Annotated in this window: 15 protein-coding genes; 6 read left to right on the forward strand and 9 right to left on the reverse strand. The window is 66.2% G+C overall.

Features of this window, described 5'->3' with window-relative positions:
• Nucleotides 1-93: 93 nt before the first annotated feature.
• From galU to cmk, 8 genes are all read right to left on the reverse strand, one after another.
• Nucleotides 94-972, reverse strand: coding sequence for a UTP--glucose-1-phosphate uridylyltransferase GalU (gene galU / locus OK345_RS09695; RefSeq protein WP_265127812.1), 879 nt, complete (start codon nt 970-972; stop codon nt 94-96).
• Nucleotides 972-2879: a polysaccharide biosynthesis protein gene (locus tag OK345_RS09700; RefSeq protein WP_265127764.1), complete on the reverse strand. Its 1908-nt coding sequence runs from the start codon at nt 2877-2879 to the stop codon at nt 972-974. The genes galU and OK345_RS09700 overlap by 1 nt, the downstream gene beginning before the upstream one ends.
• The gene (locus OK345_RS09705; protein WP_265127765.1) at nt 2876-3847 is read right to left on the reverse strand and encodes an MraY family glycosyltransferase; all 972 of its coding nucleotides are present in this window, start codon (nt 3845-3847) and stop codon (nt 2876-2878) included. The genes OK345_RS09700 and OK345_RS09705 overlap by 4 nt, the downstream gene beginning before the upstream one ends.
• Nucleotides 3848-3879: 32 nt before the next feature.
• On the reverse strand, nt 3880-5058 hold the full coding sequence (gene lapB / locus OK345_RS09710) for a lipopolysaccharide assembly protein LapB (RefSeq protein WP_265127766.1): 1179 nt from the start codon (nt 5056-5058) through the stop codon (nt 3880-3882).
• A gap of 6 nt (nt 5059-5064) precedes the next feature.
• Complete coding sequence (locus OK345_RS09715; protein ID WP_265127767.1) at nt 5065-5361, reverse strand: hypothetical protein; 297 nt, start codon at nt 5359-5361, stop codon at nt 5065-5067.
• Between the two features lie 75 nt (nt 5362-5436).
• Nucleotides 5437-5742, reverse strand: a complete 306-nt coding sequence (locus OK345_RS09720; RefSeq protein WP_265127768.1) for an integration host factor subunit beta — start codon at nt 5740-5742, stop codon at nt 5437-5439.
• Nucleotides 5743-5825: 83 nt separating this feature from the next.
• Nucleotides 5826-7517 carry a 30S ribosomal protein S1 gene (gene rpsA / locus OK345_RS09725; RefSeq protein ID WP_265127769.1) on the reverse strand — a complete coding sequence of 564 codons (1692 nt, stop codon included), beginning with the start codon at nt 7515-7517 and terminating at the stop codon, nt 5826-5828.
• 195 nt (nt 7518-7712) lie between these two features.
• Entirely contained in the window at nt 7713-8393 is a 681-nt protein-coding gene (gene cmk, locus OK345_RS09730) for a (d)CMP kinase (RefSeq protein WP_265127770.1), read from the reverse strand.
• Nucleotides 8394-8576: 183 nt separating this feature from the next.
• Here cmk and ykgO point away from each other — a divergent pair, with 183 nt between their 5' ends.
• The 6 genes from ykgO (at nt 8577) to OK345_RS09760 (ending at nt 13221) form a co-directional block, all read left to right on the forward strand.
• Entirely contained in the window at nt 8577-8702 is a 126-nt protein-coding gene (ykgO, locus tag OK345_RS09735) for a type B 50S ribosomal protein L36 (protein ID WP_005409283.1), read from the forward strand.
• A 132-nt stretch (nt 8703-8834) separates the two neighbouring features.
• Nucleotides 8835-9164: a hypothetical protein gene (locus tag OK345_RS09740; RefSeq protein WP_265127771.1), complete on the forward strand. Its 330-nt coding sequence runs from the start codon at nt 8835-8837 to the stop codon at nt 9162-9164.
• A 120-nt stretch (nt 9165-9284) separates the two neighbouring features.
• A complete protein-coding gene (locus OK345_RS09745) occupies nt 9285-10325 on the forward strand; it encodes an agmatine deiminase family protein (protein WP_265127772.1) in 1041 nt (346 codons plus the stop codon).
• A 157-nt stretch (nt 10326-10482) separates the two neighbouring features.
• Nucleotides 10483-11367, forward strand: coding sequence for a carbon-nitrogen hydrolase (locus tag OK345_RS09750; protein ID WP_265127773.1), 885 nt, complete (start codon nt 10483-10485; stop codon nt 11365-11367).
• Nucleotides 11368-11465: 98 nt separating this feature from the next.
• A complete protein-coding gene (locus OK345_RS09755; RefSeq protein ID WP_265127774.1) occupies nt 11466-11996 on the forward strand; it encodes a GNAT family N-acetyltransferase in 531 nt (176 codons plus the stop codon).
• Nucleotides 11989-13221, forward strand: a complete 1233-nt coding sequence (locus tag OK345_RS09760) for a TraB/GumN family protein (protein WP_265127775.1) — start codon at nt 11989-11991, stop codon at nt 13219-13221. The genes OK345_RS09755 and OK345_RS09760 overlap by 8 nt, the downstream gene beginning before the upstream one ends.
• Before the next feature lie 185 nt (nt 13222-13406).
• Here OK345_RS09760 and OK345_RS09765 read toward each other — a convergent pair whose 3' ends face one another.
• Entirely contained in the window at nt 13407-16493 is a 3087-nt protein-coding gene (locus OK345_RS09765) for an efflux RND transporter permease subunit (RefSeq protein ID WP_265127776.1), read from the reverse strand.
• Nucleotides 16494-16496: the final 3 nt, after the last annotated feature.

Consider the following 16496-nt stretch of genomic DNA (forward strand, 5'->3'; position numbering starts at 1 on the left):
TCCGACTCGCCGTGTTGCAAGCGAAAAGGGCAGCCTCGCGGCTGCCCTTTTCGCGTCCGGCGCCCCGGATGGGCACCGGCAATACATGCCACCCTACTCGGCCAGTACCTTCCGCATCATCTCGCGCGCCGGTGCGGCCAGCTTCTCGTTTTCCAATGCAAAGCGGATGGTGGCCTCGACCAGGCCCAGGTGGGTACCGCAATCGAAACGGGTACCCTCGAAGCGATAGGCATCCACCGGTTCGCTTTCGAGCAAACGGGCGATGGCATCGGTCAGCTGGATTTCACCGCCCGCACCAGTACCGGTCGCCTCCAGCAGTTCGAAGATCTTCGGGCTCAGCACGTAGCGGCCGACCACGGCCAGATCGCTGGGGGCATCCTCCGGCTTCGGCTTCTCGACGATCTGGGTGATATGGCCCTTGCGCCCGTCGAACTTGTCGGTGGCGACGATCCCATAGCTGCCCGTCTTCTCGTGCGGCACGTCCTCCACCGCGATGACGCTGGCCCCGCTGGCTTCATTGAGGTCGGCCATCTGCTTGAGCGCACCCGTACCACGGTTCCAGATCAGATCGTCCGGCAGCAGTACCGCGAAGGGTTCATCGCCCACGATGGGCTTGGCGCACAGCACCGCGTGGCCCAGGCCCAAGGCCTCGGTCTGGGTCACGAACACCGCACGCACGCCCTCGGGCAACACGTGGCGGATTTGCTCCAACTGCTCCCGCTTGCCCGCGCGCTCGAGTTTCTGCTCGAGCTCGTAGGCCTTGTCGAAATAATCCGCCACCGCATGCTTGTAGCGGTTGGTGATGAAGATCAGCGTGTCGCAACCGGCTTCGATGGCCTCGTCGACCGCATACTGGATCAATGGCCGATCGATGATCGGCAGCATTTCCTTCGGCACCGTCTTGGTGGCGGGCAGGAACCGTGTGCCCAGTCCTGCGACCGGGAATACCGCCTTGCGAATACGTGTACGCATCAAAACCTTTTGGCCTCACGTGCTGGGAAAGGCACAACGGTAGCAGAGCGGAAGTTATCGTCCTGTACTACGGGCAGGAACTCCGGCATCGTCGCGAACAGGATGGATCTGATGGCCTCGTTGTCATAGGCGGCCACCGCTTCGCGCAGCTTCGGGATATTCGACAGTACCTGCTCGCGCGAGAAGGTGCGGACGCCCGCCTCCAGGATCTTGGGATGGGAGGTGGCGCGGTAGTCCTCGTCCGAATAGAACAAGGTCTCGTGCAGTTTTTCGCCCGGCCGCAAACCGGTATAGATGATGGCGATGTCGCGCCCGGGCTGCTTGCCCGCGAGCCGGATCATCTGCTCGGCCAGCACCCGGATCGGCACCGGCTCGCCCATGTCCAGGGTGTAGATGGCACCGCGAGATGCGGAAGCTGCCGCCTGGAGGATGAGCTGGCAGGCTTCCGGGATCGTCATGAAGAAACGGCTGACTTCCGGATCGGTCACGGTCACCGGCCCGCCACGGCGTATCTGCTCGCGGAACAGCGGTACGACGCTGCCCGCGGAATCCAGCACATTGCCGAAGCGGACCGTCACGAAGCGGGTACTCGCCGTCTTCTGGTCGAGGCTCTGGCAGATCATTTCCGCATAGCGCTTGCTCGCGCCCAGGGCATTTGCCGGTTCCACCGCCTTGTCGGTCGAGATGAAGACAAAACTGTCGACGCCGGCCTCGGAACACGCGCGGGCCACGTTCTCGGTCGCCAGGATGTTGTTGCGCACCGCTTCGCGCAGCTGCCCCTCCAGCAACGGGACCTGCTTGTAGGCGGCGGCATGGAACACCGCGTCCGGCTGCGCAGAGGTCAACACATGCCGGATGACGGCCGGATCGCCGCAATCGCCGAGTACGCAATCGACCTGCAGGTCAGGGAAACCGCGCTGCAACTCCCCATGGATCTTCAGGATCGACAGTTCGCTGATCTCCAGCAGCACGATCCGTCCCGCGCCATGCCGTGCACATTGCCGGCACAGTTCGGAGCCGATCGACCCCCCCGCCCCGGTGATCAATACTGTCCTGCCGCCCAGCCAGCCGCGGATCAGACTCCAGTCCGGCATGACCGGCTTGCGCCCAAGCAGATCCTCGATGGCGACCTCCTTGAGTTCGCCCGGCAGGGAATACCCTTCGAGAATGTCGTGCAGCTTGGGCACGGTCCGGAATGGAATGCCCGTGCTTTCGCAGATCGCGACCACCCGCTGCATGCCGGTCGCATCCAGCGTGGGGATGGCGATCACCAGCAGCTTGGCCGCAGTCTCCCGCGCCACGATCACAGCATCGTCCAGGGAGCCCAGAATCGGCAATCCCTGCAGCTTGGCGCCGTGCAGATGCGGCGCGTCGTCCAGCAATCCGACCGGCTGGTAATGCCCCAGGCGCCGCAGGTCGCGCACCAGCGCCTCTGCCGCATGTCCCGCCCCCAGGATCAGTACCCGTTGCGCCCCGGCATCGGACTGTTGCGCCTGGTAGTCCTTCCATGCCCGATAAAGCAGCCGGGGCGCTCCCAGCAATGCCGACAGCGCAAACGGGTACATCACCAGCACCGAAAGCGGTACCCCATCGAAACGCTTGTAGGCCAGGGCAATCATGATTGCCACCAGGCCGATGAAACTGGCCTTGAAGATATTCATCAAGTCCGCGACGCTGGCAAAACGCCAAAGCCCGCGGTACAGGCCGACGCGCCAGAACACTACCGCCTGGAATCCCAGCACAATCAGGGTATCGACGTTCCACAATGGCAGCGCCGGCGCATCCGGCAACAACGAATAGCGTCCTGCATGCAGCAATTGCCAGCAGGCCCACACCATGAAGAGGTCATGGGTGATGATCGCGGCCCGCGGCATCAAACCGGTAAAACGTTCCCGCCAAGACATCATGAATCCAGTCCTTTTTTTTCAGCTTCCCTGCGCAGGAGCAACCAGAGGCTGATCGAACAAACCAGCCATGCAATAACCACGACCGCCGCAGCCGTCCCCTGAATCGACTGCGATATGCATATTATCGTGAACAGTGTAATACCCAACGCCGTGTGAACCGAATACGCAAACGTCACCGAAACATGGCTGGTTCCGCGTTTGACCAGACGCTGGTAGAGATGCTGGTTGTGCGCCTCCATCCACCGCTCGCCGGCAAGCATGCGCGAAACCAATGTGAAGCCTGCGTCCACGAGAAATGCTGTCAGCGGCAACAGCAGTACCAGCCAATTCTGGTCCGTTGCAACCGTCGCCAGGCACACAAGTGCGGCAATGGCGAAGCCGAGCGCCCCGCTTCCCACGTCGCCCAGGAAAATAAGCGCCCGGGGGAAATTGAAGGGCAGGAAGCCGAGGCTGGCGGCAGCCAACAGCCAGCCCGCCAGGGACAGCGGACCAGGCAACACCAGTGCCATCGCCGCTCCGACGAGAATCGCCTGGGATGCGGCCAACCCGTTGATCCCATCCATGAAGTTCCAGATGTTGATCAGCGATGCGGTGAACGCCAGCGCCAGCAGCGCGTGCCAGACATTCCCGGTCGCGTGCCATACCAGGCCCGCCAGCATGGCCGCGGCGAGCACATGTACGAGCAGCCGGGTCCACGCCGGCAGTGGCCGGTGGTCGTCCCACCAGCCGATGCCCGCGACCATCGCCAACCCAATGGCGAAGGTCACCAGGTACAGGGCCTGGGGGGGCCAGGAAAGTGCCGCCAGCAGGCTGCCCGCCAGCAGGACGACGACGATCGCGATCCCGCCGCCCCGGGGGGTCGCCGTCCGGTGGCTGCGGCGCTCTCCCGGCTGGTCGAGCAGATTGCGACGCAGCGCGTAGCGCCGCGCCCACCAGGTCATGCCGGCCGATGCCGCGACGGCGGCCATGAACGCCGTTGTCCCTGGAACCTCGCCCAGCACTAAAGCACCGCGAAATTGAGCAGCGGCTTCACCGACCCCCACTCCTTGCAGCTGGGGCATTGCCAATGGTGGGTACGCGCGCCGAAACCGCAACGCGTGCAGCGATAGGCCGGATTGCGTACCAGCAACTGGTCGGTGATGTGCTTGAGATCATGCAAGGTGGCGGTGGCATCCGCACCTTCCGCCAGGGTCAGATCGATCAGCGCCGATTCGCCGCGTACCGATGGGCGGTCCTTGAGCTGCCGTCCCAGGTACGCGCGCGCGGGCGCCACCCCTTCCTGCTCTTCCATCAGCCGGGTCAATGCCAGCACCGGCGCGATGCCGCGGTAATGCTCGGTCATTTCCGACAGGAACGCGCGTGCGCCGGCCAGGTCCCCCACCTTGCGGTAGTCCTGCAGGAGCGCCGGGAGTATCTCCGGCAGGTAGTCCGGGTCGTTGCGGGCGGCGCGTTCGAACGCGCGCACGGCCGCTTCGCTGTTGCCGGCGTCGGTTTCCAGACGCCCTTCGATGATGCCGGCGCGCACCGACATCGCGTCGGCCTGATAGGCGCGTGCGATCGCCTGGCGCGCCAGCTCGATATTGCCGGCGCCGCGATGGCGTTCGGCCAGCTCGCACTCGAACTGCCCGATCAGCTTGCCCATCGGCTCGCCGCTGACCTCCTCGTAGCGGGTGGCGTTGTCGATGGCTTTTTCCCAGTCGCGCTCGGCCTGGTAGATGCCGATCAGGTGCTTGAGCGCCTGCGGGGCGCGCTGGTCGATCTGGGCCAGTTCCGTGAACACGGTTTCCGCACGATCCAGCAGCCCGGACTTCATGTAGTCCTCGCCCAGCGCCAGCAATGCCTGCACGCGCTGCTGGTCGCTCAGGTCGCTGCGGTTGACCAGCCCCTGGTGCAGGCGGATCGCACGGTCGACCTCGCCACGACGGCGGAACAGGTGTCCCAGCGCCACCTGGGTCTCGAAGGTTTCCTTGTCCAGCTCGGCGATATGCAGGAACAGCTCGATCGCCTTGTCCGGCTGCTCGTTGAGCAGGTAGTTCAGGCCGCGGAAATAGGTGCTGGACAGCCGGCTGACCTGGTTGTCGCCGTGGCGCTGCCCGCCACGACGACCGATGACCCAGCCGCCAAGCGCCGCCAACGGCAGGAACAGGAAGAACCAGAACCACTCACTGACAAATGCCATCTGCGATCAGCGTCCATCGAAAGGAGAAGGGGCCGGCGCCACGGCGGAGGATTCGCCCTGCCCGGCAAGCGCGGCCTTGTTCGCACGCCGCAAGCGCGCATACAACGGGATGACGACACCTGCGGTCACCAGCGCCCCGCCCAGCAAGGTGCCCAGCAACAGTGAAACGATGATGGCGATGCCGGAAGTGGTCTGCAGCACCCAGAACCCCAGGCTGATGTCGATCCGCTGGGAATTGAGCGAGCCGATGACGAGCCCACCTACCAGAACCGCCAGCAGGATCAGCAGACGTACGACTTTCATGCGGCAACTCCGGTTGCGGGAGCGCCTAGCTTATCCGACTCGGGGAAGCTTCCGCAGCACCCATGGCGGCAGGGCTCAGCCCTGATTGTCTTCCTGGGGCACGACGTCGCTGACGCGCTCGCGAAGTTCCTTGCCCGGCTTGAAGTGCGGGACATGCTTGCCCGGCAATGCGACCGACTCCCCGGTTTTGGGATTGCGCCCCAGGCGCGGCGGTCGATAGTGCAACGAGAAGCTGCCGAAGCCGCGGATCTCGATGCGGTCCCCGCCGGCAAGTGCTCCCCCCATCATTTCCAGCAACGACTTCACCGCCAGATCGACATCGTCCGACTTCAGATGCGCCTGCCGGCGCGCCAGGATTTCGATCAGTTCGGATTTGGTCATTACGGGCTCGCCCTGGTCTCCTACCCTGAAACGGCCCGGACACAGTCCGGGCCGTCCAGTAAACAACTACAGCGGAAAGCCGATTACTCGGACTTGTTGCCGTTCAACTGCGCACGCAGCAGCGCGCCGAGGCTGGTGGTGCCGGTGGCGGCTTCGGTCGAGGTCTTGTTGAACTCGGCCAGTGCCTCGGCGGTCTCGGCTTCGTCCTTGGCCTTGATCGACAGCTGCAGGGTGCGGCCCTTGCGGTCCATGCCCACGAACTTGGCTTCGATCTTGTCGCCGACCTTCAGGTGCTGCGAAGCATCGTCCACGCGGTCGTAGCTGATGTCGCGGGCCGACACGTAGCCTTCGATGCCGTCGGCCAGTTCGACCACGGCGCCCTTGGCGTCGACTTCCTTGACCACGCCCTCGACCTTGGAGCCCTTCGGATTGGCGGCCATGTACTGGCCGAACGGATCCTGCTCAAGCTGCTTGACGCCCAGCGAGATGCGCTCGCGCTCCGGATCGACCGCCAGCACGACGGCATCCAGGGTGTCGCCCTTCTTGAAGTTGCGCACGATGTCTTCGCCGGTGGTGTTCCAGCTGATGTCCGACAGGTGCACCAGGCCGTCGATGCCACCGTCCAGGCCGATGAAGATGCCGAAGTCGGTGATCGACTTGATCTGGCCGGACACCTTGTCGCCCTTCTTGTGGATGGCGGCGAAGGTTTCCCACGGATTGGCGGCGACCTGCTTCATGCCCAGCGAGATGCGGCGACGCTCTTCGTCGACGTCCAGCACCATCACTTCGACTTCGTCGCCGACCTGCACGACCTTGGACGGGTTGACGTTCTTGTTGGTCCAGTCCATTTCCGAGACGTGCACCAGGCCTTCGACGCCCGGCTCGATCTCGACGAACGCGCCGTAATCGGTGACGTTGGAGACCTTGCCGAACACGCGGCTGTTGGCCGGGTAACGACGGGCGATGTTGTCCCACGGATCCTCGCCCAGCTGCTTCAGGCCTAGCGAGACGCGGTTGCGCTCGCGGTCGAACTTCAGCACGCGCACGTCCAGCTCGTCGCCGACGTTCACGACTTCGGACGGATGGCGCACGCGCTTCCAGGCCATGTCGGTGATGTGCAGCAGGCCGTCGATGCCGCCCAGGTCCACGAACGCGCCGTAGTCGGTCAGGTTCTTGACCACGCCCTTCAGGATCGCGCCTTCCTGCAGCTTGTCCATCAGCTGCTCGCGCTCTTCCGAGTGCTCGCTCTCGACGACGGCACGGCGGGAAACGACCACGTTGTTGCGCTTGCGGTCGAGCTTGATGAGCTTGAACTCCAGCTCCTTGCCTTCCAGGTAGGCCGGGTCGCGCACCGGGCGCACATCGACCAGCGAACCGGGCAGGAAGGCGCGGACATCCTTGATGTCCACGGTGAAACCACCCTTGACCTTGCCGCTGATGCGGCCGGTGATGGTCTCGTTCTTTTCCAACGCTTCTTCCAGCTCGTCCCACACCATGGCGCGCTTGGCCTTCTCGCGCGACAACACGGTTTCGCCGAAGCCGTTCTCGATCGAGTCGAGGGCGACCTTGACCTGGTCGCCTTCGGCGACATCGATCTCGCCTGCGTCGTTACGGAACTGTTCGATCGGCACGATGCCTTCGGACTTCAGGCCAGCGTTGATCACCACCACGTCGCCACGGACTTCGACGACGGTACCGACAACGATGGCGCCGGGCTTCAGCTTGGCCAGATTGGCCTGGCTGGCTTCAAACAGTTCGGCAAAAGATTCGGTCATTAGATTTACTCTGTTGAACACAAGGGCAGCGGATTCCTCAATGGAATGCGTACCGCCCGCCTGTTAGTCGACCCCGGTACCGCAGGTCGTGTGTGAAGTGGAAAAACCGCCACGCATCATTGCGCGACGGAGCTGTTGTTGCCTTGCGATATTGCGACTGCCGCCGATGCGCTGGCGACGCTCCTGCCGGCCGGATCAGGCCTCCGCGGACGGAAGCAGATCCAGCACCCGGGCAACGACTTCGTCGATGCCGATACCACTGGTGTCGATGAGGACGGCATCGTCTGCCGGCTTCAGGGGCGCCACGGTGCGCTGGGCATCACGGGCGTCACGGGCCATGATCTCGCGCAGGAGGTCGTCAAAGTTAACCGAAACACCCTTGTCTTTCAACTGCTTATGCCGCCTTTCCGCGCGTTCCTCGGCGCTGGCGGTCAAAAACACCTTGTACGGGGCGTCCGGGAAGATCACCGTGCCCATGTCGCGGCCGTCGGCCACCAGCCCCGGCGGCTGCCTGAATGCGCGCTGACGCTCCTTCAGCGCCGCCCGCACCTCGGCGATCGGGGCGATGGCCGAGGCAACGGCACCGGCCGTCTCCAGCCGCAGTTCGTCGGTGGCGTCGATCCCGTTGACCATCACCCGCAGCCCGCCGTCATCCTGTTCGACGAAGGCGACCCGGGTATCGAAGGTGCAGCGCACCAGCGCCGCGGCGTCGGAAATGTCCAGGTTGGCCCAGCTCGCCGCGACCCCCACCGCCCGGTACAGCGCCCCGGAATCAAGGTAGTGCCAGCCCATGCGCCGCGCCACAATACGGCTCACGGTACCCTTGCCGGCACCGGATGGGCCATCGATGGTCAGGACGGGAGGGAGCTGGCTCATGGGGTTCCTTGGAAGGGGGAATCGCGCATTCTAGACCCCTCGGCGGCGCGACTTCGAGCCATCCTCATGCAACCACTTGAAAGCACGACGAAAAGCCCGGTAGAATGGCGGGCTTGAACGAGCGTCAACCTGCATTCCGCGGCCGCGCTCCCTACGAATTCCACGTTTACGCCGAGGTATGCCATGAAAGTCCTGTCCTCCCTGAAGTCGGCGAAGGCCCGTCACCGCGACTGCAAGGTGGTCCGTCGTCGCGGCAAGATCTTCGTGATCTGCAAGTCGAACCCGCGCTTCAAGGCTCGCCAGCGCTGAGCCGGACGGCCTCCGGGCCGCCGCCGGAGTCTGCACGGGTTCCGGAGTTTCTGACAGAAAGCCGCCTCCGGGCGGTTTTTTGTTGGCGTTTTTTTGCTGTAATCGCCATTCGTCCACTGGGGAGTAGTGACCATGAAGCGTTTCCTGTATGCCCTGCCGCTGATCGCCTTGCTCGGCGCCAGCGCCACCGTCCACGCCGACACCTTGTTGATCGACCGCAGCAAGGAAAAGCCCGCCGGGACCCTGCCCGTCCGCGGCCAGAGCATGAGCCAGGTCGAGGCCAGCTTCGGTGCGCCGCAGGAGCGGCTGGAGCCGCGCGGCGGACAGAAGCGCCAGTGGCCCACCATCAATCGCTGGGTCTACCCCGGCTTCACCGTCTATTTCGAGAAGCAGCGGGTGATCGACGTGGTCGCCAACCAGGCCAGCCCCGAAGAGATCGGCCCCAAGCCGCCGATCCGCTGATCCAGGCAGCACAGGCGCCTCAGGGCGCCTCGTGCCGCCCGGCGGCCGAACCGCGATAGAGTCCGCAACAACGCCGCCCGCGCCAGGCCTCCGGCGCAGGACGCATTCAAGCAAGTGAACATGAACGATACGCTCCGCTTTCCGGCCGAATGGGAATCCCAGTCCGCCGTGCTCATCGCCTGGCCCCATGCCGATACCGACTGGGCCGAGCGCCTGGCCGAGGTCGAGGAGACCTACATCGCGCTGGTCGCGGCCATCACCCGCTTCCAGCCGGTGCTGATCTGCGTCGCCGACGACGATCTGGAAACCTATGCGGAAATGCGCCTGCGCTCCAATCGCGTCGACATGGAGAAGGTCCGTTTCGTCTCCGCCGAATACGACGATACCTGGCTGCGCGACTCCGGCCCGATCACCCTCCTGCGCAGCGAGGGCGGCTTCCGCCTGCTGGATTTCCGCTTCACCGGCTGGGGCGGAAAGTTCGAGGCCAGCCGCGACGACCAGTTGGTCGGCGCACTGCACGACGCCGGCGTGTTCGCCGACGTGGAGGTGCAGAGCATCCCGTTCGCGCTGGAAGGCGGTGCCATCGATACCGACGGCGACGGCACCCTGCTGACCACCTGGCAGTGCCTGCACGAGCGCCACCCGCAACGCTCGCGCGAATCGCTGGAATACGACCTGGCGCGCTGGCTGGCGCAGGCGCGCGTGCTGTGGCTGGACCACGGCCACCTGGAGGGCGACGACACCGACGCCCACATCGACACCCTCGCCCGCTTCGCCGCGACCGACAGCATCGTCTACCAGGCCTGCGACGACGCCGGCGACTCGCACTACGCCGGGCTGCAGGCGATGGCGCGCGAACTGGCGGCGCTGCGCACGCGCGATGGCCGGCCTTACCGGCTGTTCCCGCTGCCCTGGCCGCACCCGGTGATCGACCAGGGCCGCCGCCTGGCCGCCTCGTACGCCAATTTCCTGATCGTCAACGGCGCGGTGCTGATGCCGGCCTACGGCGACCCGGCCGATGCCCAGGCGCAGGCCGTGCTGGCGCAGGCGTTCCCGGGCCGCGAGATCGTCCCGGTGCCGTGCCGCTCGCTGATCTGGCAGAACGGCAGCCTGCATTGCATCACCATGCAGCTCCCGGCGGGGCTGTTCGCCGCAGCCTGATCGCATCCCGCGGGCAGCCGCACACGTGGCCGGCCGGCCCCCGCAAGGCGGCGCCACGACGACGGCGTGGCTGCGTTTTCCGTTCAGCCGCAGACGCGATCCGCGTGCGCCATCCGCGCTAACATGCGCGTTTTCTCCCTGCAGGACCCGCATCCGGATGAGCCGCCAAACCCTTGCCGTCGCCCTGGTCCAGGAACGCAACCACGGCGACGCCGAAGCCAATCTGGCCGTCATCGAATCGCGCGTGGCCGAAGCGGCCGCACAGGGTGCGAAGCTGGTCCTGCTGCAGGAACTGCACAACGGCGCCTACTTCTGCCAGCACGAATCGGTGAACGAGTTCGACCTCGCCGAGCCGATTCCCGGCCCCAGCACCGAGCGGCTGGGCGCGTTGGCCAAGAAGCACGGCGTGGTGATCGTCGGCTCGCTGTTCGAGCGCCGCGCCGCGGGCCTGTACCACAACACCGCGGTGGTGTTCGAGAAGGACGGCAGCCTGCTGGGCAAGTACCGCAAGATGCACATCCCGGACGACCCGGGCTTCTACGAGAAGTTCTACTTCACCCCCGGCGACCTCGGCTTCAAGCCGGTGGACACCTCGGTCGGCCGCCTCGGCGTGCTGGTGTGCTGGGACCAGTGGTACCCGGAAGCGGCGCGGCTGATGGCGCTGGCCGGCGCCGAGCTGCTGCTCTACCCCACCGCCATCGGCTGGGACCCGGACGATGCGCAGGACGAGAAGAACCGCCAGCGCGATGCCTGGGTGCTGAGCCATCGCGGCCATGCGGTGGCCAACGGCCTGCCGGTGCTCAGCTGCAACCGGGTCGGCCACGAGCCCTCGCCGCTGGGCGCTTCCGGCATCCAGTTCTGGGGCAACAGCCATGTGCTGGGTCCGCAGGGCGAGTTCATCGCCGAAGCCGGCGCCGAGCCGACCGTGCTGGTCTGCGATATCGACCTGCAGCGCAGCGAGCACGTGCGCCGCATCTGGCCGTTCCTGCGCGACCGCCGCATCGACGCCTACGGCGACCTGCTCAAGCGCTACATCGACTGAGCCCCGTATCCTGCAGGAGCGACGTCGGTCGCGGCAGGACGTTTGTGGAGAAGCCCCGGTCGCGACCGACGTCGCTCCTGCAGTTGCAACCCGCCCTCATGACCCTCTCGATCCGCAACGCCGACGCAGCCGACATCCCCGCCATCACCGCGATCTACGCGGTGGAGGTCACCGACTTCGTCAACACCTACGAGTACGAGGTGCCCGACGAGGCGGAGATGCTGCGGCGCATGCGCGACATCATCGCCCGCGGTTTTCCGTACATCGTCGCCGAGGTCGATGGCCGGCTTGCCGGCTACGCCTACGCCAACACCTACCGCAGCCGCGTCGCCTACCAGTGGACGGTGGAGAACTCGGTCTACGTCGACTACGCCTTCCAGGGCCGCGGCGTCGGTGCGGCGCTCATGCAGGGGTTGATCGACGCCTGCACGCAGCGCGGCTACCGGCAGATGGTGGCGGTGATCGGCGAGCCGTCCAATACCGCTTCGATCAGGCTGCACGAACGCTTCGGTTTCCACCTCGTCGGCGTGTTCAAGGGGCTGGGCCGCAAGCATGGCCGCTGGCTCGACACCGTGCAGATGCAGCGCGCGCTCGGCGATGGTGCCGACGGCGCTCCTCCCAATGAGTAACCCGATGACCGATACCCTTCCGACCACCGGCGAAGACCTGTTCGCCGGCCAGCCCGTGCGCGTGGTCGAGCGCGACGGTACCCGCTACACCCTGCTCGGCACCGCCCATGTCTCCCACGCCAGCGTCGAGGCCGTGGAGAAGGCCATCGACAGCGGCCGTTTCGACGCCGTCGCGGTGGAGCTGGACCCGCAACGGCTGCAGGCGCTGACCGATCCGGACGCACTGGCGCGACTGGACCTGGTGCAGGTGATCCGCAGCGGCCGCGTCGCCCTGTTCGCGGCCAACCTGGCACTGGCCGCCTACCAGCGACGCCTGGCCGAACAGCTGGGCATCGAGCCGGGCGCCGAGCTCAAGCGTGCCGTTGCCCTGGCCAACGAACGCGGCCTGCCGGTGCACCTGATCGACCGCGAGGTCGGGCTGACCTTCCGCCGCGCCTCGCAGCGGCTGGGCTTCTTCGGCAAGCTGAAGCTGATCGCCGGTCTCGGCGCCGGCCTGTTCTCCTCCGAGGAGGTGGGCGAGGACGAGATCGAAAAGCTCAAGCAGGGCGACATGCTGGAGTCGAGCTTCGGCGAGTTCGCCAGCGAGAACCCGGCCCTGTACGAAACCATCATCGGCGAGCGCGACCGCTACATGGCCACGCGCCTGCGCGAGGAGCGCAGCGACAGCCAGCGCGAGGTGCTGGCCGTGGTCGGCGCCGGCCACCTGGCCGGCCTGGCGCGCCACCTGGAAAGCGACACCGAGGCACCGCGTCCGCTGCGCGAGCAGCTGGAAGCGATTCCGAAGAAGCGCAACATCCCGTGGGTCACGCTGACCATCCTGGCCGTGGTCCTGGCCGGTATCGGCATCGGTTTCTGGCGTGGCGGCCTGGGCATGGGCACCGAGATGCTGGCGGTCTGGGCGCTGTACACCGGCGGCCTGGCCGGGCTGGGCTGCCTGCTGGCGGGCGGCCATCCGCTGAGCATCCTCACCGCGATCGCGGTGGCGCCGTTCAAGCCGTTCCGTCTCAGCATCCCCACCGGCGCTTTCGCCGCGCTGGTTGAAGCGCGGCTGCGCAAGCCCGCCTATCGCGACTTCCTGCAGCTGCGCGACGATGCGCAGACGCTCAAGGGCTGGTACCGCAATCGCGTCACCCGGGTGGTGCTGACCTTCATCCTCACCAACCTGGGCAGCATGCTCGGCCTGTGGCTGACCGGCTTCACCGTTTACGGCAAGCTGGCCGGCTGACCGCCAGCCCCCCCTGCAGGAGCGACGTCAGTCGCGACCCAGGGCCTGCGCAGCCCCTCGGCAACAGGCCCGCATCTCCATGCGCCGGGATTCAAGGGAAAGCCAAGGTCGCCACTGACCTCGCTCCTACGGGAATGCCGGGTTCATCGGCAGCCGGCAGCGCCCCGCGGGCGCCGCCGGCGATGTCAACCCGCCGCCGGGTCCGGCGATGCCACGGCGTCCACTTCCGTCGCCGGCAGGCCGCGCGCGCGGCGCACCAGCCGCGCGGTGCCCATGCGCAGATCATCGAGGATGGCGTAGATGGTCGGCAGGAACAGCAGGCTGACCACGGTGGAGAACGCCAGGCCGCCGGCGATGGCGCGCGCCATCGGATGGTACGGCGGCATGCCGTCGGCGGTTTCGGTGTTCAGCGCGATCGGGATCATCGCCAGGATCGCCGTGCCCATCGTCATCATGATCGGCCGCAGGCGCTCGCGGCTGCCTTCCACCAGTGCATCGGTGCGCGCCATGCCGCGCCGTCGCAGGTTGTTGATGTGCTCGATCATCACGATGCCGTTGTTCACCACCACGCCCATCAGCACCAGGATGCCGATCACCGCCATGATGTTCATCTCGGTGCCGGTGATCCAGAACAGCCAGTACACGCCGAAGATCGAGAACAGCACGCAGGACATGATCGCCGCCGGGAACAGCAGCGACTCGAACACCGCGGCCATGATCACCAGCATCAGGATCAGGGCGATGAAGATGCTCCTGACCATCTGGTCCATGCCGTCGAAGTTGATGTTGAAGCTGCCGCCGGCGAAGGTGTAGCCATAGCCCGGCGGGAACTGCACGCCGTCGAGCGTGGCCTCGATGGACTTGCGCGCCGCGTCCATCGGCACGTCCTTGGCCAGTCCGGCCTCCACCCGCAGCATGGTCTGGCGGTTCAGCCGCTGGATCGAATTGGCCGCCGGGTTGATGCTCACGTCCACCATCGCCAGCAGCGGCACCTCGGTGCCGCTGGACGCGCGCACCATGAAGGTGGACAGGTCCTCGATGCCGTAGTTCTCCGAACCGGCGAAGCGCACGTTGACCGGGATCTCGATGTCGTCGCGGTGGAAATCGCGCAGCGAGGAACCGCGCAGCGCCATGCCGACGAACTGCGCCACCTGCTGCGCGCTGAAGCCGTAGGCCGCGGCGCGCTCGCGGTCAACCGTCACCGCCAGCTCGGTGTTGGCGTCGCCGGTGTCCACGCGCACGTCGCGCAGCTTCGGGTCGCGCGCCAGCATCGGCACGATGTCGTCGGCCAGTTCCTTCAGGGTCTGGGTCGAGTCGCCGATCAGGCTGAAGCGGATGCCCTGCCCGTCGCTGCCCATGCCGCCGGGCCAGCCGATGCCGATCTTGGCCCGCGCCGACTGCGGCAGCCCCTTGCGCACCTCCTCCTCGATCTTCTTGCTCAGGTCGCGGTCGTCGATGTCCAGGAACAGCCGCGTCATCGCCCAGCCCTGCTCGCTGTAGCGGCTGTAGACGCGATCGATGTGGAATTCCTTGCGGTGGGCGTTGACGAACTGCTCCACGCGCGCCACTTCCCGCCCCATTTCCTCCTTGGAATAGGCCCCCCGCCACTGGTAGAAGATGTTGATCTGGCTCGGGTCGCTGTCGTCGCCACCGCCCTGGGTGTTCATCATCGGGAACACGCTGACCAGCGAGATCGCGACGATGCCGGCCACGGCCCAACCGCGGTGCTGCAGGGTCCAGCGCAGCATCCGCGCATAGCGCTCCTGCATGCCGCTGATGAACGGCGACTTCACCGCCGGCGGGGTCTTCATCCGCGCCGACAGCATCGGGATCAGGCTCACCGCCACCAGCCACGAGGCCAGCAGCGAGACCGAGATGGTCACCGCCAGCTGCGACAGGTAGATGGTGATGATGTTCTTCTCGCCGAACATCATCGGCAGGAACACCACGCAGTGGCACAGGGTGCCGGCCGACAGCGCGATGGCCACGTGGCGGGTACCGATGATGGAGGCCAGCGAGGGCTGGTCCGGGTATTTTTCCCGTTCCTGGTAGATGCTCTCCACCACCACCACCGCGTTGTCCACCAGCATGCCCACCGCCAGCAGCAACCCCATCATCGAGATGATGTTCAGGGTGATGCCGGAGAAGTACATGAAGCCCAGGGTCATGATGAAGCAGATCGGGATGGCGAGGGACACCATCAGCGTCGAGGGCCAGTGGCGCAGGAACGCGTACAGCACGATCACCGACAGCAGCAGGCCGATCGCACCGGCCTCGGCCAGCGCCAGCAGCGAGCTGGTCACCGCCTGCCCCTGGTCGTCGGTGATCTCGATGCCGATGCCGCGCATGGTCGGGTCGTCCTGCAGCACCTTGAGCTCGGCGCGCACCGCGCGCGACAGGTCGACCAGGTTGGCCGCGCGCTCCTTGTAGATGTCCACGCCGACGCTGGGCCTGCCATCCATCTGCCGCACGTAGCTCATGCGCTGCGGCTGCAGGCTGACCTGGGCGATGTCGGACAGGCGCGTGCCGCGGTTGTCGACAGGCAGGTCGCGCAGCGCCTGCAGCTCCTGCAGCTCGCCACGGGGCTGCACACGCAGCCGTCGCCCGGCCTCGGTGATCTGCCCGGCCGATACCGAGAAGTTGGCCGCCTGCAGCTTCTGCACCAGATCGTTGAGGGCGACCCCGTGCGCACTGAGCCGGTCCTTGTCCAGCGCCACCAGCACTTCCTGCTTGGCCACGCCCTCGACCTCGACGCGGGCCACGCCCGGCAGGCGCTCCAGGCGCTGCTTGATGCTGCGCTCGATCAGGTCCGCGCGCGCGGTCAGGTTCTCTTCGCTGGTCAGGCGCAGGCTCATCGCCTCGCGGTCGGTGGTGCTCCAGCGCTGCACGTAGTAGCGGCGGAAGTCGTCCGGCAGTTGGTCGCGGATGGCGTCGATGCGCTCGCGCGCTTCGGAGGCGGCCACGGCGATGTCGCGGCTCCAGTCGCTGAACTCGACCTGGATCTGCCCGCCCTCGGCGTTGGCGCGCGAGTTCATCGACTTGATGCCCGGCATCGTGGCGATGGCTTCCTCGACCGGACGCAGCAGGTTGCGCTCCACTTCCTCGGGGGTGGACCCCGGGTACGGCAGCGAGACGAAGAAGAACGGGATGGTGGCCTCCGGCTCGGCTTCCAGCGGCAGCCGGAACGAGGCGATCAGGCCGATCGCCACCATCGACACGAACAGCATGATGGTGGTGACGGGACGGCGTATGGACAGCTCGGTGATGTTCATCCG

This window comes from Xanthomonas chitinilytica, assembly GCF_026107455.2.
In the GTDB taxonomy this organism is placed as follows: domain Bacteria; phylum Pseudomonadota; class Gammaproteobacteria; order Xanthomonadales; family Xanthomonadaceae; genus Stenotrophomonas; species Stenotrophomonas chitinilytica.

Bases quoted from the DNA above. Each gene is read 5' to 3' on its own strand.
- galU (WP_265127812.1), bottom strand. From the start codon at position 972: ATGCGTACACGTATTCGCAAGGCGGTATTCCCGGTCGCAGGACTGGGC.
- OK345_RS09700 (WP_265127764.1), bottom strand. From the start codon at position 2,879: ATGATGTCTTGGCGGGAACGTTTTACCGGTTTGATGCCGCGGGCCGCG.
- OK345_RS09705 (WP_265127765.1), bottom strand. From the start codon at position 3,847: ATGGCCGCCGTCGCGGCATCGGCCGGCATGACCTGGTGGGCGCGGCGC.
- lapB (WP_265127766.1), bottom strand. From the start codon at position 5,058: ATGGCATTTGTCAGTGAGTGGTTCTGGTTCTTCCTGTTCCTGCCGTTG.
- OK345_RS09715 (WP_265127767.1), bottom strand. From the start codon at position 5,361: ATGAAAGTCGTACGTCTGCTGATCCTGCTGGCGGTTCTGGTAGGTGGG.
- OK345_RS09720 (WP_265127768.1), bottom strand. From the start codon at position 5,742: ATGACCAAATCCGAACTGATCGAAATCCTGGCGCGCCGGCAGGCGCAT.
- rpsA (WP_265127769.1), bottom strand. From the start codon at position 7,517: ATGACCGAATCTTTTGCCGAACTGTTTGAAGCCAGCCAGGCCAATCTG.
- cmk (WP_265127770.1), bottom strand. From the start codon at position 8,393: ATGAGCCAGCTCCCTCCCGTCCTGACCATCGATGGCCCATCCGGTGCC.
- ykgO (WP_005409283.1), top strand. From the start codon at position 8,577: ATGAAAGTCCTGTCCTCCCTGAAGTCGGCGAAGGCCCGTCACCGCGAC.
- OK345_RS09740 (WP_265127771.1), top strand. From the start codon at position 8,835: ATGAAGCGTTTCCTGTATGCCCTGCCGCTGATCGCCTTGCTCGGCGCC.
- OK345_RS09745 (WP_265127772.1), top strand. From the start codon at position 9,285: ATGAACGATACGCTCCGCTTTCCGGCCGAATGGGAATCCCAGTCCGCC.
- OK345_RS09750 (WP_265127773.1), top strand. From the start codon at position 10,483: ATGAGCCGCCAAACCCTTGCCGTCGCCCTGGTCCAGGAACGCAACCAC.
- OK345_RS09755 (WP_265127774.1), top strand. From the start codon at position 11,466: ATGACCCTCTCGATCCGCAACGCCGACGCAGCCGACATCCCCGCCATC.
- OK345_RS09760 (WP_265127775.1), top strand. From the start codon at position 11,989: ATGAGTAACCCGATGACCGATACCCTTCCGACCACCGGCGAAGACCTG.
- OK345_RS09765 (WP_265127776.1), bottom strand. From the start codon at position 16,493: ATGAACATCACCGAGCTGTCCATACGCCGTCCCGTCACCACCATCATG.